We start from the raw sequence: 22,322 nt of genomic DNA on the forward strand, positions 1-22,322 counted from the left end.
GTTATTTTTCAGCAAAATATATCAAAACAAAACGGCCACCCTCTTTCCGGTAACTCCCGGGAACAGGGCGGCCGCGTCTTTTCAAAGCTGTTTCTGCTGCTGAAAAAATTTTTTCGGGCAAATTGTTAAGTTTTGCCCGCTTGTTGCAGTTTTCTGCCAATAATGATAAAATGAAAGCTGGTACCATTTTCCTATACAACTATACCAGCCCCTGAAAACGCCGCTACTTTTTGGAGCCTCGGCTGGAATAATCCACACGGCTTTCGGCATTCTGGATAAGATTCAGGAGAGAAGAAGCAAACAGGGGGTAATCCCGGCTGAGAGATTCGGTATCCACACTGGGGGCCTCTGCCCGATCCAGCTTTTCCATTCCGTAAACAGGCTGCCCCTGTGCAACAGAGCCCGCATTGGCCTCGCTGATCTGCATAGCGGCATCCGCATACATGGGCGCAATGGCGGCAGGGAGCTGAAACATGCTTTGCTGGTTGCGGGGGTTGATGGAATAAACCACACGGAACATCCGGTAAACCGCCAGCATCAGAAAAGCGGAAACCTCACCGGTCAGGCTTTTACTGCCTGTTTTAGCAAGGAGATCAAACAGCACATTCATGGAATTGGCAATGAGCTTTTTATTCAGCACCGTGAGAATACTCCCGGCAGAGCGGTTTTCCTTCCCGGCGGCATCCGGCTCAGGGATATCATCCACTGTCAGCTGAGTGCCGGTTCGATCGGGAGTTCTGCCCAAAAGATAATCACAGGATACCTGGTAAAAATCCGCACAGCGCACCAGAAAATCCAGCCCGCACTCGCGTATTCCTTTTTCGTAATGAGAGAGAAGAGCTTGGGAAATGCCCAGCTCGGCCGACGCCTTTTTCTGGCTGATATTTTTTTCCTTTCGCAGCAGCGTCAGGATGCGTGGAAAATCTGAGCTCATGGATACAACCTCCGCAAGTTTCATAACATCGAGTATATTATATTATAGCAAAAACTGAATGTAAATAGTATTTCGACTTTTTATGCGAATTTCCCGGCTTTTTGGTCAAAAAACCACTTTTGCCGGTTTTATTTGTTTAACATTTTATGAGGAAAAGAGACTTTGGCCTATGATAAGCTATAAATTGCACCTAATCCGCACCGGCAGCACGGCTATGGATGCCCATCCCCGCTTGGTGGGTCAGCAGGATTTGCCCCTCAGCCCCCAGGGAGTGGCCGAGCTGAAGCAGCTGAAAAAGGATTTGATTTACCCCAAGGTGCAGGAGGTTTACACAAGCCCGCTGCGCCGCTGTGTGCAGACCGGCTATCAGCTTTTCCCCGATACCTTCACACAGGTGCTTCCCGGCTTGCAGGATTTAGGGCTGGGTGATTTTGAGGGACAAACCGTTGCCCAGTTGCAGGAGCAACCAGATTTCCGCTTGTGGCTGGAGGATGCCCGCCAGAATCCACCGCCGGGCGGTGAAGATTTGGATGCTTTTCTGGGTCGGATTGTGGCTTCGGTGGAAGAAATCTTTCATACCATGATGGATCAGCGGATTACCAGTGCAGCCCTGATTACCCATCGTGGGGTGATTATGACTTTGCTGGCCGCCATTTGCCTGCCCAAGCAGCCGGTCAGCCAGTGGGCGGTTGCCAACGGAACCGGTTTCACTCTGCTGGCCACTCCCCAGATGTGGATGCGAGACCATGCTATGGAGGTTTTCGCTCCCATCCCCAACCTGCCGGATGCCGCAGAAGAGGATGACTACTGGTTGTAAAGACAATGGATTTTACACAAATCGTATAATTTTGCCGCTTCATATCCGGTATAGTAGATTGTATGCTTGGCCCTTTTATTTAAGAACCGGCCCGGGGTATACCGGCAGTAAAATTTTTTCGGGTCATTTGCACAGGCTCTTGGGCCTGTTCAGTGTGTAGACAAAAGTCTCCACCCTCTATGGGGGCATCCAATTTCCCCCATAGTCCCCCCGGATTGCGCCGCTCCGGCGTAAAAAGTGGTATTTCGAACTCGAAATTAATTGGACTTCGGAAGAATTACCAATCGGAATCTAAGTGTCTGCCATTTAATGACCGTTATGTTTACAGTCTGCACAGGCCCTTGGGTCTGTTATAAGGAGGAACGTTATGTCATTGTTTCGGGTTTTCAAGAAAAATGCCAGATTGGCCTTGCAGGATAGCTGGGGCCGGGCTTTGGGGATTTTACTTCTGGTTATGGGAATCGGGGTTTTGCTGGGTACGATACAAGGGATTACCTCAGCGATTTTGGCTGTTTCCTCCATGCCTGCGCTGGATTCCTTTTCTTTTTCATTTTCCTCCCCCATGGAGCTTTTTGCCGTCATACCCTGGGTGTATCTGGCTGTTCCCGGCGCTTTTGGCCTGCTGAATTTTCTCTTGGTGGTTCCCCTGGGGCTGGGGCAGATCCGCTGGTATCATCAGCTAGTTCACGACCAATCCGAACCAATTAGTAATGTCTTTCATTATTACGAAGGAGCAGGAAAATATTTCCGCTGCCTTTGGTATTATATCAGCCTGACCATCCGCCAAAGCCTTTGGGCTGTTTTGTTTTTATGTATCCCCATGGGTGCTATGGCGCTTTCGGTTGTGCCCTTGATGAATGAAGAGGTCACCCGGATTCAGGCTTCCCTTTCCACCTTTGGCCTTCTGATTTCCTGTGTGCTGCTGATTCTGGCCACCATCCTTTATACGGTTCATATGATGAAGTATTTTCTCACCCCCTACCTAATGGCAGAGGACCCCAAGATGAGTGTGGGCAAGGCCATTCGAACCTCAATCCGCTTTACTAAGGGTTATCGTTTCAGTCTGTTTAGTTTCAGCCTTTCTTTTCTGGGCTGGATTCTGTTGTGTATATTCCTATTCCCTATTTTGTTTGTAGGGCCTTATCTGCAAACCTCTATGGCGCTGTATGCCCGGTATATCATTGAAAAGAACCAATCAGCCATCCCGGCGCCTACCAAGGAATTTAAGGCGGTGGAAATCATCCGGGACGAAGAGCCGGTTATGGATTTATGGCCTGCCCAGCCCCACCCTCCCACTGCGCCTTCACTGGAACCAGACCTTTTTGAAGAGGCACCCCTAGAGGCTTTTGCAGAAGAAGCAGCGCAGCCCACTCCGGAACCGGATGAGCCATCTGTGGAGGAGCTTGCCCCCCAAGAAGAGCCCCCTCACCCCGAAGAGGATGTTTAATCTTTTCGCCTTCTACAGCAGCCAAGGCCTGTCCTCCCTATGCCCCAGGGCAAAGGGGGATGGGTTTTCTGTTTTTATGGAGAAAGATTCCGAAAATGCCAAGTCATTTTTGTTTGGCTAAAGAAAAAAAGCACCCCGCCGAAATAAATGGCGGAATGCTTAGGCCATGAACACGAGCAGTTCCAACAGACCCTCGGGAATACTCTTTTTAGAGATTATTACCGGAAGAATTCTCAGGGTTTTCCAACTGCCTTCTAATTAAAACATTTATATATTTCGAAAACGAGCGGTCGTCCTTTTCGGCCAGTTCTTTTAACTTCTCAACAATATCCTGATCCAAAGTCACACTGACCTTTACTTTAAGCGGCTTCATCATTATCACCTCTAGTAAATAATAGCAGGATATCCTTTTTAATATTGACTTATGCGATAAAGTAGGATAAAGCGTGATTTATGAAAATGCCGCCGCTTATGTTTCAGCATAAAAGATCAGGCCATACCGAAAATAAGGCGCACCATGAATGCGCTTGCCACGAAACCCACCAAATCCGCTGTCAGGGAGGCAGGCAAAGTGTGGCGTGTTCGGGCAATTTTAGTGGCCCCGTAATATACAGCGATGGTGTAAAAGGTTGTTTCGGTGGAGCCCTCCATTACACTGGCAACCCGGCCTATGTAACTATCCGGCCCATAGGTTTTGAGCAGGTCGTTGAATAGAACCAATCCCCCGCTGCCCGAAATGGGTCGGAGCAGAGCAAAGGGAACCACCTCGGTGGGCAACTGCAAAAACTTCGCTATAGGGGTAATGGCGTAGGATAAAATATCCAATGCCCCTGAGGCCTTGAACATGCCGATACAGGTCATGAGAGCCACCATAGCTGGCAAAACCTTAACGGCCGTGTGGAAACCTTCTTTGGCCCCTTCCAAAAAAACCGAAAAAATATCCACCTTGTGCCACAGTCCCGCCCCCAAAATAACCACAATTACAATCGGAATGGACATATTGTTTAAAGTCATAGCATTTTCACCCGATATCAATATAGAGTAGAGTTTGGAATAAAGCTGAGAATCTAAAAAGGAAACATGGGTATATGTTTGTTAATTTTTTATTTTCTATTGCATTAATTTACAAATAATGGTAAAATGTAGAGGAATTAAGTGTATTTCGACAAAATTTTGGCCATAATGATTCCAGAGAGAACTGAAAGCAGTGAAGCTGCCCAAGCGGCGGGCATGATATCCAAAGGCTCTGCTGCGCCTGCATTGGCTCGGAGCAGTGCCGTGGTGGTGGGAATCAGTTGGAGACAAGCCGTATTGAGCACAACGAACATTGCCATATTGTTGGAGGCGGTTTTTGAATAACCTCCGTCTTTTTCCATCTGGCGCATAGCTGCAATCCCCAAAGGTGTGGCTGCGTTTCCAAGCCCCAAAAGGTTTGCAGAAATATTCAGGGTAATGGCTTGTGCCGCCGCACTATCCGGATTCATTTTTTCAAACAGCAGCCGAATCACCGGTGAAAATAACCGGCTTAGTTTCTTGGTAAGCCCTGCTTTCTCCGCGATTTTCATAAATCCGCTCCACATGCACATAGACCCCATCAGAGAGAGGGTCAGCTCAACAGCACCCCCGCATTCCCTTATGGCCGCCTGTGAGATTGCATCCATTCTGCCCTGTAAGATACCAAACACCACTGCCGCAAAAATCATCCCTGAAAAAATCCACTTCATCATAACAGCTGTCCTCCCCCGCCTATTTGCCGAAGCTCTAAGCCATTAACCCAGCCCACCGGGTGCAAAAAGGTCAGAAGCCTCCCCCTAGTAACACTGTTTTATTGTGTTTACCCAACTGTATCTTTGTTGTTTCTATGTTACATTCATATTACCCCATGCATACAAAATAGTACTAAAGGCTTTTAAATTCCGTAAAAATGCGCTCGGAATCGCTGGAATTTTTAAAAAATATTTTCACGTCCATTAATTTAATATTAATTTTTTTGTGAAAATTTACGTTTTGTTCATTTGCCAGAAATTTCTATAATTTGACATTTTCTTCAAAATCCCCTATACTGACAATGCTGAATGCAGTTTTACATATTGCCTGATAACAAGGAGGAAACCGGTATGAAATCGACAGGCATAGTTCGTAAAGTAGATGATCTCGGACGTATAGTTCTCCCTAAAGAGCTTCGTAACGTCCTGGATATTGCAGAAAGGGACCCTTTAGAAATTTTTGTGGAGGGCAACTCCATTATTTTGCAGAAATATGAGCCCAGCTGCTTTTTCTGCGGGAGCCAAGAGCATATCCATCAGTATAAAAACAAAAATATCTGCCAAGTTTGCCTGCATGAAATGAAAAACCTGATTATAGGCTAAGTCACCTCTTCTGAATAAGAAGGCGCCCTCTACAACGCAAAAAAAGAGACCTTGTCTTTCGACTTGGTCTCTTTTTATATTCCGAAGCATTTCTGCGCCTGATTTAAACTTTTAGAACCAATGCCTACTTTGTGCCGTAAATACGGTCGCCGGCATCTCCCAGCCCGGGAATGATGTAGGCGTGCTCATCCAGCTTCTTATCCAAAGAGGCACAATAGACCTGCACATCGGGGTGAGCAGCCAAAAGGGCAGCAAGACCCTCGGGAGCGGCGATCACACACATAAACTTAATGCTCAGGGCGCCTCTGTCCTTAATCAGGGAGATTGCATCCACAGCGGAACCGCCGGTAGCCAGCATGGGATCCAGCACAATAACATCACGCTCGCAGATATCGCTGGGCAGCTTGCAGTAATATTCCACAGGCTGATGGGTTACATGATCCCGGTAAATGCCGATGTGCCCCACCTTAGCGGCAGGAATCAAGGAAAGCATAGCATCCACCATGCCCATGCCCGCCCGCAGAATCGGCACCAAGGCCAGCTTGCGTCCCGCAATAACCTTAACGTTTGCCGTTGCCACAGGGGTTTCCACCTGGGCATCCATCAGGGGCAGATCACGGGTGGCCTCATAGCACATCAGCATGGCAATTTCGGAAATTAAATCCCGGAAATCCTGTGAATTGGTGTTTTTATCCCGAAGAAATGCCAGCTTGTGCTGAATCAGGGGATGATCAAAAATAATAGGCTCTTGACTCATAAAAATAGTCCCTCCATCCAATGGTTTGTTGATTTTAAAGCTCTTTGTTCTCCAGCTCGGTGATCATGGCCACACGGCGGGCATGGCGCTCGCCCAGATACTCGGAATTCAGAAAAGCATCCACCAGCTCACAAGCAAGCCCGGCTCCCACCACTCGTCCGCCCATGCAAAGAACATTGGCGTCGTTGTGAAGGCGGGTAAACCGGGCGCTGAATGTATCCGAGCAGCAAGCTGCACGAATCCCCTTCATTTTGTTGGCTGCAATAGAAATACCGATTCCGGTGCCGCAAAAAAGCAGTGCCTTTTCGCATTCCCCTGACTGGATAGAACGGCAGGCAGCTTCTGCAATAACCGGATAATCACAGGAGGTTTCGGTGTGGGTTCCGAAATCTTTATAGGGTACCTCCAGTTGATCCAGATAAAGCTTGACTTCCTCTTTGAGGGCAAAGCCCCCGTGGTCCGAACCGATGGCAATCATACAGATTCTCCTTTCAATTTTTCAAGATATTCTCGCTGCGCCTGAGGCAAGCGTAAATAAACAGGCAAAAGCTCTCCCGCCGGAACAGATGGCTCCTCTACGGCGGCTCTGGCCACACTGGCGGCCCGCTGGTGGCGCAGATGCTCCGGCGCCAGACGAAGGTTCTCCCCGCTCAGCTCACCGTAGCAGAGTGCGGCTCCATCCCCCACCAGCCAGATGGATTGGTCGGCATAGGCTGCCAGACGTTGGCTCAGCTCCTCTATGGAAAGAGCGGCATCCTCACACAGGCGGATCATTCCGCCGCCTCCGCTTTCAAAGAGGGCGGTATACACTTGCTGGCGGCGCGCATCCATCACCGGCACCACAATGCCCTCAAAGCCTTCCAGATTAAAGGCGAGCCCCTTGAGGGTAGAAACCCCCACACAGGGCTTTTCCAGCCCCATAGCAAGCCCCTTGACAGCGGCAATGCCAATCCGCAGGCCGGTAAAGGAACCGGGCCCCGCCGAAACAGCCAGCCGGTCCACAGCCGAAAGGGAAATCCTTGTTTGCTCCAGCAGTGCCTCCACCGCAGACATCAGGGTCTGGGAGTGGGTCAGGCCGGTGTTGAGAAAGGTTTCCCCCCGCAGCACGCCATCCTCCCACAAGGCACAGGAAGCGGCTTTGGCGGAGGAATCCAGCGCCAATATCATCAAAACCGGTCATCCCCCTCCACTGTTATGCGCCGGGTGGTGTCATCCACCCGCTGAATATCAATTGTAATGGTCTCAGGCGGCAGGGCCTCCAGAGCGTTTTCGCTCCATTCCACTGCCAGAATCCCCCCAGCCTCCAAATAGTCGAAATAGCCGGTGGATTCCAAATCCTCAAAGCCAGTGATCCGGTAAAGATCAAAGTGATACAAGGTAGGCCCTGTGCCCCGGTATTCATGCACCAGCGCAAAGGTAGGGCTGGAAACCTCATCCGGCAGGCCCAACCCCTTGGCAAGCCCACGGGTAAAGGCCGTTTTTCCCGCACCCAAGCCCCCCCGATAGGCCACCACATCGCCGGGGCGCAAAAGGCCGGCCAGCTTTTCTCCCAAAGCCCGGGTCTCGGCTTCGCTATAGGTGGTATATTCCTTCATGGGCTTCTCTCCTTTGAGGCTAAGGCGGTAAAATCCTTTAAAACAGGTTCAGAATATTGCCCTTCTCATCCACATCGATGGAAAGAGCCATGGGCTTTTTGGGCAGGCCGGGCATGGTCATAATCTCGCCGGTGAAAACCACCAGAAAGCCTGCCCCTGCTGAAAGGCGCACATCCCGCACACTGAGAGTGAAGCCGGAAGGCCTGCCCAGCAGAGCCGGATTATCCGAAAGGCTGTATTGGGTTTTGGCCATACACACCGGCAGGTTTCCTTTACCCAGCGCCTCAATGGCGGCCAGCGCCTTTTTGGCGGTGGTGGTGTATTCAACCCCGGCGGCCCCGTAAATCCGGGTAGCAAGGGTATGTATTTTCTCCTGAGCCGACTGCTCCAAGGCATAAATGGGCTGAAAATCAGAGGGCTTTTCGCAGGCAGCTACGACTTGACGAGCCAGCTCAAGGCCGCCCTCGCCGCCCTTGGCAAACACCTGTGAAAGGGCGAAATCCGCACCCAGCTCCTTGCAGTAAGAGGCGATGGCCTCCAGCTCCTCGACACTGTCAGTGGCAAATTGGTTGATGGCAACCACAACGGGCAGGCCATATTTCTGCATGTTTTCCACATGGGCACCTAAATTGCACAGGCCGGCTTTGAGAGCCTCCAGATTGGGCTGAGGAGTTTCCTTGGCGGGAACGCCGCCGTTGTATTTCAGCGCCCGGGCCGTGGCAACCACCACCACAGCGGAAGGGGTCAGCCCACCACAGCGGCACTTGATATCCAAAAACTTCTCAGCACCCAGATCGGAGCCGAAGCCCGCCTCGGTGACGGTATAATCCGCCAGCTTGAGAGCCAGCCGGGTTGCCCGAATAGAGTTGCAGCCGTGGGCAATGTTGGCAAAAGGCCCGCCATGCATAAGAGCGGGGGTATTTTCCAGCGTCTGCACCAAATTGGGCTTGATAGCCTCCTTGAGCAAGGCGGTCATGGAGCCTTCCACACCCAAATCCCGCGCATAAACCGGCCGGTTATCCAAGGTGTAGCCAACCAGAATATCCCCAAGGCGCTTTTTGAGATCAGCCAAATCCGAGGCAAGACATAAAATGGCCATAACCTCGCTGGCTACTGTGATCTGAAAGCTATCCTCACGGGGGAACCCGTTGATTTTGCCGCCCAGCCCCACAACTGTTTCACGCAGCGCACGGTCATTCATATCCATGCACCGGCGGAACAAAATGCGCCGGCAGTCAATGCCCAGCTCATTCCCTTGATGCAGGTGGTTATCCACCACGGCACAGAGCAGGTTGTTGGCGGCAGTAATGGCGTGCATATCACCGGTAAAGTGAAGGTTAATATCCTCCATAGGCACAACCTGTGAATAGCCGCCTCCTGCGGCGCCTCCCTTAACCCCGAAAACAGGGCCAAGGCTTGGCTCACGCAGTGCAATAATGGCTTTTTTGCCCAGCTTATTCATGGCCATTCCCAAGCCAACGGTGGTGGTGGTTTTTCCTTCCCCGGCGGGGGTAGGGTTAATGGCTGTAACCAATATCAGCTTGCCGTCGGTTCGATCGGAAAGCCGCTCAAAAATCCCCTCGGAAAGCTTGGCCTTATAACGGCCGTAAAGCTCCAGCTCCTCCGGCAAAACCCCTGCATTCCGCGCAATTTCCTCAATGGGCAAAAGGGATGTACTCTGGGCAATTTCAATATCGCTACGCATAGCTGCTGCCTCCTTTTTATGACTGCGTGGGTAACAGTGTTACTTGTCGGATTGCTGCAGCTGGAGTGCTGCGCCCACCAGACCGGAGAACAGGGGGTGAGGGCGGTTGGGCCGGGATTTGAATTCCGGGTGGAACTGAACACCGACAAACCAGGGGTGATCGGGAATTTCCACAATCTCCACCAGCTTTTCATCGGGGGAAATGCCCACAATATTCATGCCGTTTTGCTCAAAAATATCCCGGTAATGGTTGTTGAATTCATAGCGGTGGCGGTGACGCTCATAGATCAGGTCACTGCCATAAAGCTCACGGGAACGGCTGTTTTCCTTGAGCTTGCAGGGATACAGCCCCAAACGCATGGTGCCGCCCTTATCGGTAATATCCCGCTGTTCCGGCATAATATGAATGACAGGGTAGGGGGTCTCTTCATCAAACTCGGTGGAGGTAGCGCCTTCATAACCCAGCACATGGCGGGCATATTCAGCCACAGCCATCTGCATGCCAAGGCAGATCCCCAAATAGGGAACCTGCTTTTCACGGGCATAGCGAACAGCGCAGATCTTGCCTTCAATGCCACGGTCGCCGAAGCCGCCGGGCACAATAATAGCATCACAATCCCGCAGAGTTTCTTCCACATTCTCGGGGGTGATTTCTTCCGAATCCATCAGGATAACCTGCACCCGGGCATCGTGGTTGATCCCGGCGTGTTTGAGGCTCTCGGTGATGGAGATATAAGCATCGGGGAGGGCAACGTATTTGCCCACAACGCCCACCCGCACTTCTCTTTTGGGGGAACGCATTCTTTCCACCATCGCAGTCCATTCATTGAGGGTGGGGGTAGGATTTTCCAGCCGAAGATGATGGCAGACAGCATCGGCCAGGCCTTCTCTTTCCAGCATGAGGGGCGCCTCATACAAAATGGGAAGAGTCAGGTTCTGAATAATATCCTCGGGGCGGGTGTTGCAGAAAAGAGCCAGCTTGGCCCGCATATCAGCGGGGATTTCCTGCTCGGTGCGGCAAACAATGATGTTGGGCTGAATGCCGAGAGAAAGCAGCTCTTTGACCGAGTGCTGGGTGGGCTTGGATTTCAGCTCGTTGGAGCCGGAAATAAAAGGAAGCAGGGTTACATGAATGCAGATCACATTCTCACGGCCCACCTCGGTGAATACCTGACGGATTGCCTCCAAAAAGGGCTGGCTTTCGATATCGCCCACAGTGCCGCCGATTTCGGTAATGACAATATCAGCGGCGCTGCTGGAGGCCACCCGATAAAGGCGTTCCTTAATTTCGTTGGTGATGTGGGGAATGACCTGAACAGTTCCGCCCAGATAGTCGCCCCGGCGCTCCTTATTCAGTACAGTCCAATAAATTTTGCCGGTGGTGATGTTGGAGTTGATGGAAAGATTCTCATCAATAAACCGCTCGTAGTGACCCAGATCCAGATCGGTCTCGGCTCCGTCGTCCGTAACGAAGACCTCACCGTGCTGATAAGGGCTCATGGTTCCCGGATCCACATTGATGTAAGGATCGAACTTCTGAATGGTGACCTTATAGCCTCGTTCCTTGAGCAACCTCCCCAGAGATGCGGCTGTAATGCCCTTACCAAGGCCGGAAACCACTCCTCCTGTGACAAAAATATACTTGACTGCCATAGCTTTTTTTTAACCCCCGATAGTTGTATTAAACGTACCGCTTGTCCGCAAGCACTAACATGTAATTTTACCACCTAACAGGGTATAAGTCAAACGAACGGCGGCGTTTTCGTCATTTTATCCATTAAAAAAACGAGACAGCCCCGGCCATTGCCGAGGCTGCACAGCTTAGTCATCTTTTTGCCGGTATGGGCTTAGGGCAGCATCCGAAAGACACACATAAACCGGGGAAAATCGGTTCATAGCTTGAGAAAGCGTAGTATCCTCCTGATGAAGCGGAATCTGCATATCAAAGGTATTCTCCGAAACCGGAACCGAAATATCCACCGAAGTGCCTTCCTCCTCACGGGAAGAAATAGAAATAGTGCCCCCATGATTTTCCACAATCAGCTTCGAAAGTGTCAGCCCCAATCCAATCCCGGAATTGAAGGTAACACCGCCTTTGTTATAGCTGTAATAAGGTAAAAACACATCCGGCAGCACATCTGCCGGAATACCGATGCCTCGATCCCGAATGGTGATAAGTATTTTATTTTCCTGCTGCCTGACATAAATATCCACCCGATTGCCGGGCCGGGTATAATACAGGCTGTTGTGAACCACATTAAAAAGCGCTCTCTCGAAAGACTGCATATCCATTTGCACAAGCAGCTCCGGCTGCACCGGCCAGTGAATGCTCACCGGAACTCCGGCTTCCTCCGCTAAAGCCTTTAATGTTTCGCTGACAACATGAAAGGAGCTGGTGAAATCCAGCACTCGTTTTTCCATATGAATCAGGCCGCTGCGGTATTTGGCATATTCCGAAACATTGTTGCTGATGCGCAAAATGCGGTAGGAACTGAAGGTGATTCGGTTAAAGCTGTTTTTTATCCAATCGGCACCCATCATTTCAGCCTTGAGGCTGGCAATATCCATTACCGAGAAGATGGTATCAATGGAATCCCGTATCCCATTGGAAAGCGAACTGGCTGTCTGGCCAGAAAGATAAATCTGCCGGGAATCGGGCAGAACCTCATCCCCCAGAACCATGCAGATAATGCCGCTGAGCTCCTTTTCCTGCCAAACAGGAGAAAAGCTCAGGCGCACATCGCTCAAAGGAAAAAGACCGCTGATGGTATAGTTGCCATCCCGGCTCAGTTTTTCACGCAGAATATCCATGTTGATTTCTGCAAAAACCTGACCCATCCCTTCGGTGTGCGTTAGGTGGGGATAAAATTCATCCGCCTTATGATTGTTCCAGCGTACCGCCAAGCGGGTATCCACCAACACCACTGGCAGAGGAAAGTGCTGGTACATCTCCGTGTATTGTTTGGCACTCTGTAGTAAATCCAATTCCATGTACATGGTTCCTTTTTCTTTTTCTCCACGCCGCTTTCAACACAGAAGCAGCATCGGCAGGCGGCCTCTTACCGCCTTTCCATTTCTGAAAAAAGGAACGCGGCAACAGCAATAGTATGCCACAAAAAAGCATCTTCTATTGCCGACTTATGCGATATACAGCCCCAATTTAAAACGCCAAGCGCTCTAATGGATAAACTCGCTGGTTTTTTTATATCATTCTAATAGACTCGCTCCAATGAGGTAAAATATAAAAAATGGCTTTTTTCAGCCAAAATAAAAGGAAAATTTTTATAGCAGAAGCGACTTCGTTTCTTACAACACAATATTATATATAATTTTGTACATAATGTAAATACGCAACCGCGGCGCCTTGCACGGCTTTGGAGAATTTCTTAAAAATATGTAAATATCCCCCAGAGTCCTTGTAGTTTGTCCGGTTTTGGTATAAAATGAATCCAGAATATAAAGTAGGAGGAACATGCAATGGCAATAAAAATTGGTATTAATGGTTTTGGACGCATCGGCCGTCTGGTTTTTCGTGCAGCTGTCGCCCAGCCCGACGTTTTTGAGGTAGTTGGTATCAACGACCCCTTCGTGGATGTTGATTATATGGTTTACATGACCAAATACGATACCATCCATGGCAGATTCGACGGTGACGTTTGCGTTAAGGATGGCAAATTCACTGTGAATGGCAAGGCGATCGAATACTATGCCTCCATGAAGCCCGAAGAAATCCCGTGGGGCGCTTGCGGCGCTGAATATGTTGTTGAATCCACCGGTGTTTTCACCGCTCAGGATCAGGCCAGCCTGCACCTGAAGGGCGGCGCCAAGAAGGTTGTTATTTCCGCTCCTGCCAAGAGCGCTGAAACCCCCACCTTTGTTATGGGCGTTAACAACGACAAATACACCAAGGATATGACCGTTGTATCCAACGCTTCCTGCACCACCAACTGCCTTGCTCCTCTGACCAAGGTCATCAACGATAACTTTGGCATTGTGGAAGGCCTTATGACCACTGTTCACTCCACCACTGCTACCCAGAAGACCGTTGACGGTCCCTCCAAGAAGGATTGGAGAGGCGGACGTGCTGCTGCCGGCAACATCATCCCTTCTTCCACCGGTGCTGCCAAGGCTTGCGCTCTGGTTATTCCCGAAGTGAAGGGCAAACTGACCGGTATGGCTTTCCGTGTTCCCACTCTGGATGTCTCTGTGGTTGACTTGACTGTCCGCCTTGAGAAAGCCACCACCTACGAAGAAATCTGCGCCAAGATCAAGGAAGCTTCCGAAGGCTCCATGAAGGGCATTCTGGGCTACACCGAGGACGAAGTGGTTTCCTCTGACTTCCTCACCGATCCCCGCACCTCTATCTTCGATGCCAAGGCCGGTATCATGCTCAACTCCAACTTTGTCAAGCTGGTTAGCTGGTATGACAACGAGTGGGGCTATTCCAACAAGGTTCTTGAGCTGATCAAGCACATGAACAAAGTGGACCACAACTAATCTCTTTTCGTTTTTGGGTCCGGTGTCTCCCTGAATGGGGTGACACCGGACTTTTTTTGTTTGCAGGCGGCTGTCTTTTCATCCTCTCATGAAAAGACAGCCGCCTTTTTTCTTTTGTGGCAAAAGCCCAAAAAAGAGGCGGAGAAATGTTCCACCGGCGGTATAAATCATTTTTTTCCAACAATACTACCTAATAACCGGTGAGACATCCGAAAAGGAGGGCTGCCCATGAAAAACCAAATGGGCCGAAGCAAATGGCTGTTTTATCCATTGGGGCTGGCAGTGGGTTTTTTAAACGGCCTTTTTTGTTCAGGCGGCGGAATGGTGGCAGTACCTATGCTGAAAGGGTTGGGGGTAAAGGGCCAGCAGGCCCACGCAACATCCTTAGCCATTATTCTGCCGCTCAGTCTCCTTTCCGGGTTTTTATACTGGCGGGCAGGCAATCTGGAGCTAGGCAATGCGCTGGTTTATCTGCCGGGAGGCCTGTTGGGAGCTGTGGTGGGGTCATGGCTGCTGCCCCGCCTGAAAACCGATTGGCTTCGCCGTGCGTTTGGTGTGGTCATTCTCTTTTCTGCCGGAAGGCTGCTGCTTAAATGAGCGGTTGGATCTGGATTTTTGTGGTCTCTTTTATCGGTGCGGTGCTCAGCTCCTTGGGGATGGGCGGAGGCGGCATTTTGCTGATTTATCTCACCGCTTATGCCGGAGTGAATCAGCTCACCGCCCAAGGCATCAATCTGGTTTTCTTTTTCCCCATTGCCGCAGTTGCCATTTTCCTTCACGCCAGAAACCACCTGATTCGCTGGCGGCTGGTGCTCCCCATTGTGCTGACCGGTCTGGTTGGTGTTTGGGGCGGTGCCCTGCTGGCGCAGAAAATTGGTTCCCAGCTTCTTTCCAAAGCCTTTGCCTGCCTGCTGCTGGTGATTGGGCTACGGGAACTGTTTGGGAAATCCCAGCAAAAGGAGGAATAGTCGGCCGCCTAACTCGCCATCAGGAATAATTTTGAAAATCATGCAGCAACTGGAATAAACAGGATTGCAACGGTTCAAACTACTATCGGAGGTGCAACGACACTATGAGCAAAATGAATTTTTCAAAGGGTAAATTCAGCAGGTTCATTTCTTCTAAAGGATTTTATGTGGCATTGGCGGTCTGCCTGATGGGCGCCGGTGTTGCTACATGGCTGGCAGTGGATCGGACGCTGAACGGAATTGAACAAAACAATCAACAAATGCTGGAGAACGACTATTTTTTAGAGCAATCCGTCCCACTGCAACCGGCGGAAAAAAAAGACGAGAATCAGCAGCAGCCCTCGTCAAAACCTTCTGCTTCCTCACCGGAGGTTTCTTCTCAGCCCGAAGCTTCTTCAGAGCCTGCAAAACCCTCCGCACAACCGGCCGCATCGCCCGTATCGCCCTCGCTACCTGCAACGGTTTACGCCTTGCCCGTAAAGGGTGATATTATCAACCCCTACAGCAACGGCGAGCTGGTCAAAAACATATCCCTCAACGATTGGCGCACCCATGACGGAGTGGATATTCGTGCCGAAAAGGGCACACAGGTTATGTCCGCTGCCGATGGCACTGTCAAAAGCGTGGCCAGTGATCCCCTTTGGGGAACGGTTGTTACCATTTCTCATAAAGATGGCCACGAAACCATTTACGCAGGTCTTGGCCGTGAAGTCATGGTTGCTACCGGCGATAATGTAATGGTTCGGCAGGTGATCGGTTCTATTGACAGTATTCCCTGTGAAGTCAACGACCCAAGCCATCTGCATTTTGCCATGAAAAAGGATAGCGCTTGGTGTGACCCTCTGAGTGTGATTTCCCGGGCATAATACTTTCCCTTAAACTCCCCCCAACTCAAACAAAAAGGCCATCCCTCACCACTGAGGGATGGCCTTTTTGTCTTTTCAAAGAGCTTATACTCTCTGTGCAAGGGCTCCATCCGTTGTAACGATGGCGTATCCCCACGGAATCGTCTTGCCCGAAAGCTTGAGCGCCTCCTGAACCGCATGCACTATCCCACCGCAGCAGGGAACCTCCATCCGCAGAACTGTGACACTCTGAATATCATTCTGCGCTAAAATCGCACCCAGCTTTTCAGCGTAATTGGCCGCATCCAGCTTGGGGCAACCAATCAGGGTAATTTTGCCCTTCATGAACTCTTCGTGTATGTTTGCATACGCAAAGGCTGTGCAGTCTGCGGCAATCAGCAGGTGTGCGCCATCAAAGTAAGGGGCGTTAACGGGCACAAGTTGAATCTGAATGGGCCAAGAGCGCAGCTCCGATTGAGCCGTGGCCGGATTGGGCTGGAGCTGTGCCATTTTCGCCGGAAAACCTTCCCGCAAAATTGTTTTCACCTGAGCGGAAGGGCAGCCTCCGCCGATATGCAGGGTTTTTGCCTGAACCGAAGGGCACCCGCCCGGCGCTTTTTGTTTGTTTTCTTTCTCTTTCATACGCTCCTGCACCAGCTCCTCATCATAAGCCTGTGCCTCACGCTCGATCAAATGAATGGCATCCACCGGACACTGAGGCAGGCAGTGGCCCAGCCCATCGCAGTAGCTATCGGAAACCAGCATAGCCTTGCCATCCACCATGGCCAAGGCCCCTTCGTGGCAGGCATCCACACACAGACCGCAGCCGTTGCATTTATCCCGATCTATCTCAATAATGGTTCTTTTCATATTCATGCTCCCTCTCATCTATGATTGTTTACCCTTTTACAGTTGAATTTTTATCCATCAGGCTTTCATCATTTGCCTTTGACCATAGTATAGCGCAAAAAGCGTTTACTTTCCGTCACAAATGTTACAAAAATTACGGCTGTCTTTATTTTTTGCTGTCAGATTCCTTGCTTCAACCTTTTATTGCGTATCAAAATCCCTGAAAATTTGGATGTCCAGCATCTTAAACGGTTAATTAGGGATCAGTATACAGCAACAATCACCAAAATGGTGGTTTTTTTGCGCTTCTCGGCTAAATTCTATTTACAAAGATTTGCTTATCTTGTAGAATGAAGTGCGGAATTCAGGCTCTTTTTTAAGATACTCCAAAAATTTACAAAAGGAATCGCTTATGTATAAAAGGGTATAATAACTATAATTCGATTGCTATACGCTCTACCTTTATGCCCGGCCGATAATCCCTACCGTTGGAAATAATTTTAAACGACCTTGTTTAACAGAGGGAAATCCATATGAAAATCCGTAAACTTTTAGCTATTGTACTTTGTCTGGTGCTGTGCTTTACTGCAGGGGGCTGCTATTCCCTGAGCGGGCAGAAGCTTTCTGCACCGGATGAGCCAGCTTCCGAACTGCCGGAGGAGAGCGCTTCCGCCCTCCCCCCTGAGCAGGAGGAAAGCGGCTCCTCCCTGTTCCCTGAGCCCGTTCCTCTGGAGGCGGAATCTTCGGCAGAGGTGTTGTCTTCCCGGGTAGGGGAACCGCTGCCCCAGGCAGAAGCGCAGTCGCAGCAAATGGAGGTTGCCAGAACCGGTGAAGAGATTTTGCTGGCGGAAAACTCCACACCCCGCACCAGCGCCCCCCCATCCCAACAGCCTTTAACCGGTGAGGAAGTGCTTCAATCTTTGACAGTTCAGGGAATTGAGGCTGAAATGGTCCGCCTGATCAACGAGGAGCGGTCAATCCGCAGCATTGCCATTTTAGAGCCGGATGAAAAGCTTGCGCAAGCGGCCTCTATTCGTGCGGCGGAAATATTTCAGGAATTCGGGCACACCCGCCCGGATGGAACCGCCTACCCTACGGTTTTTGATCAGGTCGGGTACCCTTATGAGGGTCGGTGGCACGGAGAAAATCTGAGCCGCTATACCTTTTCCCCGGTTCGCTTCACCGATGCACAGGTAGCCAAGATTCTTTATGATCAATTCAAGGAAAGCCCGGGCCACTACGCCAACATGGTTCGCAGCGATTATGAATATGTGGGGGTAGGGGTTTCTCTCGGAATCGAAAACGGTTCGGCCTATTCCATGACTGTTCAGCTTTTCACCGGAGCCGCTCCGGCTGACCACGCCGGCAATGAAGTGTAATCATCAGCATTATAGTTGTATAGGTTTAAAACCGCAGTGCGGTTTTAAACAGCGGCGATCTGCCGCTAACCGCCACGTGAGTATAAAACACGCCTTATCCCGGATAACAGGGATAGGGCGTGTTTTCAGTTCGTGGCGAAAGGCTTTATCCTCTAAACAGGCAGTGCAGTACCTTGTGTTTCCACACTTCAATCAATGGGAAAGCGCCCGGCATTGCTCAGCAAAGAGGAGGCTTGCAGAGTGGAAACCACCCTGACCTGGCGGCGCTGCCAAAGGACTCTCTGCCGCTCAAAAAACAGGAGCAGACGGGAGCCTTTACGCTCCAACAGCTTGACATATCGCTCACGAAAAGCTAAGCTTCTCGGCCTGCGGCGAACAGCGGCTGCGATATCCGCCAGTGCACCGTCAAGGTCATCTGCCAGTGCAAGACGCATTTCCGAGCGAATCGCTAGGATATCAGAGCTGCGTGGAGCGGCCAAAACAGCCCTATCCATTTTGCCCAGGCTGGCGGCATCCCCAAAGCTGTAAAGCAGTTTAGCCGCTGACACCATAGGTCGGGGGTCTGCCCCATATTTCTGGGCCAGCTTTTCAAAAAGAGCAAGAGCCTCCTCGCTGCGGCCCATAGCACCCAAAATCTCACCTTTTTTCAGCAGATATTCCGGGTTCTTTGTATCCTCCACCAAGGCTCGTTCAATATGCTCCAACGCCGCTTGGGGGGCAACCTCCGCCAAAAGCGAAGCAATCTCGCAGCGTGTTTCCGGGGTATCCCCTCTAATTTCCAGCACATGGGTATAATAGGCCTGCGCACCTGCGCTATCTCCCAGCCGGTCCATAGCCCGGGCCGCCCAAAGGGAATAATCAATGTTTTCCCGCTCCAGCTCGATGGCCTTTTGGAGATGCTCCAAAGCGTTTTCCGGCTGAAAGGAGGTCATAAGATAACCCAGCCGCCCGCTGGCAGGCGCACATTTATCGTTGACCAAAACCGCCCGGCGGTAAAACTCCATGGCTTCCTGAAGATTTCCCAGCTTTTCCAGCAGCTGGGCTTTATACAGCAGAAGATTGGGGTCGGCAGGCAAAATATCCAGCGCCGCCTCGTAGCACGCCATGGCCTTTTCAAAATCCGGCGGTTCACACAGCAGAGCCTCCGCCTTGCGGGCCGGGTATTCCGCTACATGGGGAGCCAACGCAATGGCCCTATCATAAAGAGGCAGGGCTTTATCCCGGTATTTTTGTGAAACCAGCTGAGCCGTACCAAAATAAGCCATATGGTTGCGGGAATTGAGCCGCAGGGCCTTGCGGTATTGCTCCAGCGCCCGGCGATTGCTGCCCAAGCTGGCAAAAATAGTGCCCCGAGCCCGGTAATAATCGCTGTTTTTCGGTGAGAGCCGCACAGCCTTATCCAGATAACGGAGCACATCCTCCGGGTTGGCTTCAGCCAGCAGACGGGTGGGATCACCCTCATCCATCAGCATGGGGGTATGCTCCTGCTCCACTGCCTTTTTCGCCCGGATGGCTCCCGTTCGAACTCCGGTAGCAAAAAGCAGGTTGGCCTTGAGAAAATAATATTCGCTGTTGGCCGGTTCCAGCTCAAGGGCTGTATCGATATAATCCAGTGCCGCTGTGGGCTCACTCTGAAACAGCAGCAGAGCCAGGCTGGAGCAGGCAACGGCATTGGGGCCTCCCATACGGAGAGCTTCTTTATAATTTTCCACCGCACTGGCGGGTCTGCCTGCCGCATCCAGACTCATGGCCAGATGCAGGCGGAACTGCGCACTGTTGGGGTCCATTTGGGCGGCCGTATCAAAGCATTCCAGCGCCGCCTCAGGTTCCTTTTTCCATTCCAGCAGAAGCAGTCCCCGCTGAAAAATATAAAGAGCTCTAGCCGGATCAAGGGAACTGGCTTTTTCAAAGCATTCGAGCGCCTGCTGGGGGTTCTTTTTAACCAGAAGGCTCCCCCAGAAATACCATGCCTCGTCGTTTACAGGGTCAAGCTGAACAGCCCGCTCAAAGGCCCTAGCCGCATCTCCCTCTCGCCCGGTCTCCATCAATGCCCGGGCGTAGTGCATCTGGTAAACCCCATCCTCCGGGACAAGAGCAGCGGCCTTGCCAAAGCTAACCGATGCCTCCAGCGGGTTTTCCTGCCTGAGCAGAAAGCCCCTTTGGAAATGCGCCTGATGGTGAGAAGGCTCCAAGGCCACAACCTTGGCGTATTCCTCCACCGCCTCAGCGGTTTCGCCCAGAAGCTCCAGCAGCGCCGCCCGCCTATAGAGCATTTCCACATCCTCAGGGCAAAGCTTAACCGCCTCGTTCATATAAACCAGCGCCCAATCGGGCTGGCTCTGCTCCAAAAGCCCGGCCAAGGCATAATAGGCACCACTGAGCTTGGCATCCAGCTGGATAGCCCGGCGATAATGGCTGACCGCCTCTGCGGGCTGGCCGGTTTTTTCCAGAAGCTGCGCCTTTTCGTAGATATAAAAGGCATTGTCGGAAGAAACCCGGATTGCCTCCTCAAAAAGCTCCACTGCTTTTTGGTATTCCCGCATTTCCCGATAGATACGGGCCTTGGTGGCGATGATGGCGGCGCTGGCCGGATGAATATCCAGTGCCCGGTCTATGTAGGTCATGGCGATTTCGGGGCTTTTCTCGGTAAAGCGAATGGCCAGCCGGTGATAGGCGCTGTAGTTGCTGTCATCCAGCTCAATGGCTCTTTTATAGGAATCCCCGGCCGCATCGAATTCCTCCAGATTTTCCAGCACACGCCCTTTGATCAGATAAGCCTGGCTGCTTTGCCCCCCCACCCGGAGCATTAAATCGCAGTAATCCAGCGCTTCTTGCAGCTGGCCTTTTTTCTCACTGGCAAGGGCTCGGTTTTTGAAAAACTCGCCGTTCCAGATCAGGCGCTCGGTCTCCCCGGTCATGGCGGCAAAAACCCCCGGCACCTTGGCGGCCCGCAGCCGCTGGGCAAGATATTCCTCATAATCCCCTGAAAGGCGCAGGGTCGTGAAGCAGCGCCGGTGCAAGAGAAGCTTCTCAAAAAAATCCTCCACAAACCGTTCTTTGTAGTAGAGGATTTTCAGGTGTTCTTCAATGGCGGCCAACAGTTCCCTCCACTGCCCGGCTTCCTCCAAATCTTGGAGATAGCTTCTGACTTCAAAAAAATTCTCACTGTCAGGCGGATGGATGGTCTTTTGGTCCTTATCGTGGCTTTTTTTCGCCCGGGCACTGGTTTTGTGCCTGCTGCGCTTCTGTTCTTCCGCTGTTTTGGGGGCCAAAGAGCATCTCCTCCTTTTTGGGGAATTTTGCAATCAGGGCTCACCAAGCAAGGCGGCTCAATGCCGCCAGTAAGGCAGAATCCATATAATTAGGCCGCCTCGTCGGAGCCTGCGGAAAGATAGCGGCCCTTTTTGCGGTAATAAAGCCATCCGATCAATTGCTGGACAGCCAGCACACTGGCAACCGCCGCCAGCAGAAAAGCCAGTACCTTGCCAAAATATTTCATTTGCAGGCTACCTCCTTTGTTTTAATCCTTCCTGCTCAAAGACCTCAATAATCCACCACCAAAAAATCCCCCATAGAAGCAGGTCCATAAGGGTTGCCGGCAAAATCCGCCGGATAAAAGCAGCCGTAATGGGGGCTGGGCGGCTGCTGGCTGAGCTTATAAAAATTCCCTTTGAACTGATTCCCAGCCTCAAAGGAGAAGCCGCCATATACACCCTGAATCAGCTCTTTGGTGATGGTTATAGTATTGCCCCAATAGACCCCCTGCAAATCCTCCCCACCAAAGGGATGCACAGAAAAGGCCTCCCGCACCTCGGCCGGGAGAGGGAAAAAGCTGCCATCCCGGAGCAGCTCCACCTGCACCTTTTCGGTGCTCAGAGCTGTAACCGAAAGATAAACCTCACTTTCCTGGGGGAAAAGCCCAAACACACCCCGCAGGGCGCTATCCTCCTGGGGGCTCACCTCAAAGGCCCACATCTGGAGCACCAGACCCTTGGGGGTCAGGCAGATGCGGTTTTGGGCATAGGGGCGGTAATCCCGCTGTTCCAGCGGATACGAAGTGATTTTGGCAACAGGCAGCGATTCCATTTGGGGCGGATCGGGCTGAAAGCTGATTTTAAAAGCCAAGGTTTTTCACATCCTTAATTGTTTGGTTCAATACA

At 51.2% G+C, this 22,322-nt stretch carries 24 protein-coding genes; 8 read left to right on the plus strand and 16 right to left on the minus strand.

The features are described 5' to 3' along the window. Position 1: 1 nt before the first annotated feature. Together U6B65_09565 and U6B65_09570 are read right to left on the minus strand one after the other, a co-directional pair. Positions 2-199: a hypothetical protein gene (locus U6B65_09565; GenBank protein WRS26591.1), complete on the minus strand. Its 198-nt coding sequence runs from the start codon at positions 197-199 to the stop codon at positions 2-4. Positions 200-223: 24 nt separating this feature from the next. After that, positions 224-934: a helix-turn-helix transcriptional regulator gene (locus U6B65_09570; protein WRS26592.1), complete on the minus strand. Its 711-nt coding sequence runs from the start codon at positions 932-934 to the stop codon at positions 224-226. Positions 935-1,103: 169 nt separating this feature from the next. Here U6B65_09570 and U6B65_09575 point away from each other — a divergent pair, with 169 nt between their 5' ends. Together U6B65_09575 and U6B65_09580 are read left to right on the plus strand one after the other, a co-directional pair. Continuing rightward, entirely contained in the window at positions 1,104-1,751 is a 648-nt protein-coding gene (locus U6B65_09575) for a histidine phosphatase family protein (GenBank protein WRS26593.1), read from the plus strand. Between the two features lie 367 nt (positions 1,752-2,118). Beyond that, entirely contained in the window at positions 2,119-3,198 is a 1,080-nt protein-coding gene (locus tag U6B65_09580; protein WRS26594.1) for a DUF975 family protein, read from the plus strand. Positions 3,199-3,406: 208 nt separating this feature from the next. On the opposite strand, the gene U6B65_09585 is transcribed toward U6B65_09580, so the two are convergent. The 3 genes from U6B65_09585 to U6B65_09595 all read right to left on the minus strand — a co-directional run bounded on the left by U6B65_09585 (position 3,407) and on the right by U6B65_09595 (position 4,925). After that, a complete protein-coding gene (locus tag U6B65_09585) occupies positions 3,407-3,571 on the minus strand; it encodes a CopG family transcriptional regulator (GenBank protein ID WRS28934.1) in 165 nt (54 codons plus the stop codon). A 116-nt stretch (positions 3,572-3,687) separates the two neighbouring features. Continuing rightward, a complete protein-coding gene (locus U6B65_09590) occupies positions 3,688-4,212 on the minus strand; it encodes a nucleoside recognition domain-containing protein (GenBank protein WRS26595.1) in 525 nt (174 codons plus the stop codon). Between the two features lie 137 nt (positions 4,213-4,349). After that, on the minus strand, positions 4,350-4,925 hold the full coding sequence (locus U6B65_09595) for a nucleoside recognition domain-containing protein (protein ID WRS26596.1): 576 nt from the start codon (positions 4,923-4,925) through the stop codon (positions 4,350-4,352). A 390-nt stretch (positions 4,926-5,315) separates the two neighbouring features. On the opposite strand from U6B65_09595, the gene U6B65_09600 reads away from it, so the two are divergent. After that, complete coding sequence (locus tag U6B65_09600; protein WRS26597.1) at positions 5,316-5,567, plus strand: AbrB/MazE/SpoVT family DNA-binding domain-containing protein; 252 nt, start codon at positions 5,316-5,318, stop codon at positions 5,565-5,567. A 124-nt stretch (positions 5,568-5,691) separates the two neighbouring features. Here the strand turns inward: U6B65_09600 and upp are convergent, their stop codons facing one another. The 7 genes from upp to U6B65_09635 form a co-directional block, all read right to left on the minus strand. Next, positions 5,692-6,324, minus strand: a complete 633-nt coding sequence (upp, locus tag U6B65_09605) for a uracil phosphoribosyltransferase (GenBank protein WRS26598.1) — start codon at positions 6,322-6,324, stop codon at positions 5,692-5,694. Between the two features lie 34 nt (positions 6,325-6,358). Continuing rightward, positions 6,359-6,802 carry a ribose 5-phosphate isomerase B gene (rpiB, locus tag U6B65_09610; GenBank protein WRS26599.1) on the minus strand — a complete coding sequence of 148 codons (444 nt, stop codon included), beginning with the start codon at positions 6,800-6,802 and terminating at the stop codon, positions 6,359-6,361. Beyond that, entirely contained in the window at positions 6,799-7,491 is a 693-nt protein-coding gene (tsaB, locus tag U6B65_09615; protein WRS28935.1) for a tRNA (adenosine(37)-N6)-threonylcarbamoyltransferase complex dimerization subunit type 1 TsaB, read from the minus strand. The genes rpiB and tsaB overlap by 4 nt, the downstream gene beginning before the upstream one ends. Beyond that, positions 7,491-7,919: a tRNA (adenosine(37)-N6)-threonylcarbamoyltransferase complex ATPase subunit type 1 TsaE gene (gene tsaE, locus U6B65_09620; GenBank protein WRS26600.1), complete on the minus strand. Its 429-nt coding sequence runs from the start codon at positions 7,917-7,919 to the stop codon at positions 7,491-7,493. Before tsaE ends, tsaB begins: the two co-directional genes overlap by 1 nt. Before the next feature lie 37 nt (positions 7,920-7,956). Then, on the minus strand, positions 7,957-9,624 hold the full coding sequence (locus tag U6B65_09625) for a formate--tetrahydrofolate ligase (GenBank protein ID WRS26601.1): 1,668 nt from the start codon (positions 9,622-9,624) through the stop codon (positions 7,957-7,959). Between the two features lie 39 nt (positions 9,625-9,663). Then, positions 9,664-11,277, minus strand: coding sequence for a CTP synthase (locus U6B65_09630; protein ID WRS26602.1), 1,614 nt, complete (start codon positions 11,275-11,277; stop codon positions 9,664-9,666). Between the two features lie 168 nt (positions 11,278-11,445). After that, positions 11,446-12,615, minus strand: coding sequence for a HAMP domain-containing sensor histidine kinase (locus U6B65_09635; protein WRS26603.1), 1,170 nt, complete (start codon positions 12,613-12,615; stop codon positions 11,446-11,448). A 486-nt stretch (positions 12,616-13,101) separates the two neighbouring features. Between U6B65_09635 and gap the strand changes: the two genes are divergently transcribed. The 4 genes from gap to U6B65_09655 all read left to right on the plus strand — a co-directional run bounded on the left by gap (position 13,102) and on the right by U6B65_09655 (position 15,955). After that, entirely contained in the window at positions 13,102-14,121 is a 1,020-nt protein-coding gene (gap, locus tag U6B65_09640; GenBank protein WRS26604.1) for a type I glyceraldehyde-3-phosphate dehydrogenase, read from the plus strand. Between the two features lie 228 nt (positions 14,122-14,349). Then, entirely contained in the window at positions 14,350-14,718 is a 369-nt protein-coding gene (locus tag U6B65_09645; GenBank protein ID WRS26605.1) for a sulfite exporter TauE/SafE family protein, read from the plus strand. Then, the gene (locus U6B65_09650) at positions 14,715-15,089 is read left to right on the plus strand and encodes a sulfite exporter TauE/SafE family protein (GenBank protein ID WRS26606.1); all 375 of its coding nucleotides are present in this window, start codon (positions 14,715-14,717) and stop codon (positions 15,087-15,089) included. The genes U6B65_09645 and U6B65_09650 overlap by 4 nt, the downstream gene beginning before the upstream one ends. 104 nt (positions 15,090-15,193) lie before the next feature. After that, complete coding sequence (locus tag U6B65_09655) at positions 15,194-15,955, plus strand: M23 family metallopeptidase (protein ID WRS26607.1); 762 nt, start codon at positions 15,194-15,196, stop codon at positions 15,953-15,955. A gap of 84 nt (positions 15,956-16,039) precedes the next feature. Here the strand turns inward: U6B65_09655 and U6B65_09660 are convergent, their stop codons facing one another. Beyond that, complete coding sequence (locus U6B65_09660) at positions 16,040-16,804, minus strand: 4Fe-4S binding protein (protein WRS26608.1); 765 nt, start codon at positions 16,802-16,804, stop codon at positions 16,040-16,042. Positions 16,805-17,316: 512 nt separating this feature from the next. On the opposite strand from U6B65_09660, the gene U6B65_09665 reads away from it, so the two are divergent. Further along, entirely contained in the window at positions 17,317-18,162 is an 846-nt protein-coding gene (locus U6B65_09665; GenBank protein ID WRS26609.1) for a CAP domain-containing protein, read from the plus strand. A gap of 188 nt (positions 18,163-18,350) precedes the next feature. Here the strand turns inward: U6B65_09665 and U6B65_09670 are convergent, their stop codons facing one another. The 3 genes from U6B65_09670 to U6B65_09680 all read right to left on the minus strand — a co-directional run bounded on the left by U6B65_09670 (position 18,351) and on the right by U6B65_09680 (position 22,287). Beyond that, positions 18,351-21,434 carry a tetratricopeptide repeat protein gene (locus tag U6B65_09670; GenBank protein WRS26610.1) on the minus strand — a complete coding sequence of 1,028 codons (3,084 nt, stop codon included), beginning with the start codon at positions 21,432-21,434 and terminating at the stop codon, positions 18,351-18,353. Between the two features lie 89 nt (positions 21,435-21,523). Beyond that, the gene (locus U6B65_09675; GenBank protein ID WRS26611.1) at positions 21,524-21,661 is read right to left on the minus strand and encodes a hypothetical protein; all 138 of its coding nucleotides are present in this window, start codon (positions 21,659-21,661) and stop codon (positions 21,524-21,526) included. Positions 21,662-21,705: 44 nt separating this feature from the next. Beyond that, the gene (locus tag U6B65_09680; GenBank protein WRS26612.1) at positions 21,706-22,287 is read right to left on the minus strand and encodes a hypothetical protein; all 582 of its coding nucleotides are present in this window, start codon (positions 22,285-22,287) and stop codon (positions 21,706-21,708) included. Between the last annotated feature and the right edge of the window lie 35 nt (positions 22,288-22,322).

It is taken from the genome of Oscillospiraceae bacterium MB08-C2-2 (genome assembly GCA_035621215.1).
In the GTDB taxonomy this organism is placed as follows: Bacteria; Bacillota; Clostridia; order Oscillospirales; family Ruminococcaceae; genus WRAV01.

Coding starts and splice junctions, on each gene's coding strand:
- U6B65_09600 (WRS26597.1), top strand. CDS start 5,316: ATGAAATCGACAGGCATAGTTCGTAAAGTAGATGATCTCGGACGTATA.
- U6B65_09570 (WRS26592.1), bottom strand. CDS start 934: ATGAGCTCAGATTTTCCACGCATCCTGACGCTGCTGCGAAAGGAAAAA.
- U6B65_09625 (WRS26601.1), bottom strand. CDS start 9,624: ATGCGTAGCGATATTGAAATTGCCCAGAGTACATCCCTTTTGCCCATT.
- tsaE (WRS26600.1), bottom strand. CDS start 7,919: ATGAAGGAATATACCACCTATAGCGAAGCCGAGACCCGGGCTTTGGGA.
- U6B65_09655 (WRS26607.1), top strand. CDS start 15,194: ATGAGCAAAATGAATTTTTCAAAGGGTAAATTCAGCAGGTTCATTTCT.
- tsaB (WRS28935.1), bottom strand. CDS start 7,491: ATGATATTGGCGCTGGATTCCTCCGCCAAAGCCGCTTCCTGTGCCTTG.
- U6B65_09595 (WRS26596.1), bottom strand. CDS start 4,925: ATGATGAAGTGGATTTTTTCAGGGATGATTTTTGCGGCAGTGGTGTTT.
- rpiB (WRS26599.1), bottom strand. CDS start 6,802: ATGATTGCCATCGGTTCGGACCACGGGGGCTTTGCCCTCAAAGAGGAA.
- U6B65_09645 (WRS26605.1), top strand. CDS start 14,350: ATGAAAAACCAAATGGGCCGAAGCAAATGGCTGTTTTATCCATTGGGG.
- U6B65_09575 (WRS26593.1), top strand. CDS start 1,104: ATGATAAGCTATAAATTGCACCTAATCCGCACCGGCAGCACGGCTATG.
- U6B65_09660 (WRS26608.1), bottom strand. CDS start 16,804: ATGAAAAGAACCATTATTGAGATAGATCGGGATAAATGCAACGGCTGC.
- U6B65_09630 (WRS26602.1), bottom strand. CDS start 11,277: ATGGCAGTCAAGTATATTTTTGTCACAGGAGGAGTGGTTTCCGGCCTT.
- U6B65_09675 (WRS26611.1), bottom strand. CDS start 21,661: ATGAAATATTTTGGCAAGGTACTGGCTTTTCTGCTGGCGGCGGTTGCC.
- U6B65_09665 (WRS26609.1), top strand. CDS start 17,317: ATGAAAATCCGTAAACTTTTAGCTATTGTACTTTGTCTGGTGCTGTGC.
- upp (WRS26598.1), bottom strand. CDS start 6,324: ATGAGTCAAGAGCCTATTATTTTTGATCATCCCCTGATTCAGCACAAG.
- U6B65_09590 (WRS26595.1), bottom strand. CDS start 4,212: ATGACTTTAAACAATATGTCCATTCCGATTGTAATTGTGGTTATTTTG.
- U6B65_09635 (WRS26603.1), bottom strand. CDS start 12,615: ATGGAATTGGATTTACTACAGAGTGCCAAACAATACACGGAGATGTAC.
- U6B65_09650 (WRS26606.1), top strand. CDS start 14,715: ATGAGCGGTTGGATCTGGATTTTTGTGGTCTCTTTTATCGGTGCGGTG.
- U6B65_09585 (WRS28934.1), bottom strand. CDS start 3,571: ATGAAGCCGCTTAAAGTAAAGGTCAGTGTGACTTTGGATCAGGATATT.
- gap (WRS26604.1), top strand. CDS start 13,102: ATGGCAATAAAAATTGGTATTAATGGTTTTGGACGCATCGGCCGTCTG.
- U6B65_09580 (WRS26594.1), top strand. CDS start 2,119: ATGTCATTGTTTCGGGTTTTCAAGAAAAATGCCAGATTGGCCTTGCAG.